Source organism: Psychromonas sp., from assembly GCF_983033635.1.
In genome coordinates this window covers 1,477-2,104 of record NZ_CEZLMY010000312.1, presented here as the reverse complement: position 1 = coordinate 2,104, position 628 = coordinate 1,477, and the positions used below count along the sequence as shown (strand labels likewise).

Genomic DNA, 628 nt, shown 5'->3' with positions numbered 1-628 from the left:
CATCAATACAGCGCGGAAACGCAAGCGTCCCGCTTCTGTTGCGGCTTCTAAGATAGGCTTTCCTGACTCGCGAAGTTCTTTGGCAAACTCAACTATCAATATTGCACTTTTACTGGCAAGCCCGATCAGCAGTACCAGACCGATTTGTGCATACAAATTCAGCTCTACCCCCATAATGGCTAGATAGGTAAATGCTCCTAATATAGCAATAGGTACAGAAAGCATAACTGCAACAGGTATCGTCCAGCTTTCATATTGAGCAACAAGGAATAAATAGGTAAAGATAAATGCCAGGGCAAAAATGAACGGTGCTAAATTTCCAGCTCTTAACTCTTGAAAAGTTTGCCCTGTCCATTCGTATGTGTAACCAGAAGGTAACTCTGTAACTGCACGCTCTACTGCTGCAATCGCTTCGCCAGAACTATAACCTGGTGCAGGGAAGATATTGATATCAGTAGAGTTAAATAGATTGTACTGTTCGACGGATTCAGGGCCGAGCATCGGAGTTATTTCAACTAAGGTGCTAAGCGGTACCATGTCGTTATTTTTTGTTCTAACGTAGAACTTGTTAATATCATTTTCATTATCTCTAAACTCAGTGTCAGCTTGTAACATCACACTATAGACT

1 protein-coding gene is annotated in these 628 nt (G+C 41.9%); it reads right to left on the bottom strand.

Annotated elements, in window-relative coordinates:
• On the bottom strand, positions 1-628 hold a 628-nt coding region (locus tag AC4GME_RS18875; protein WP_490380050.1), incomplete at both ends, for an efflux RND transporter permease subunit.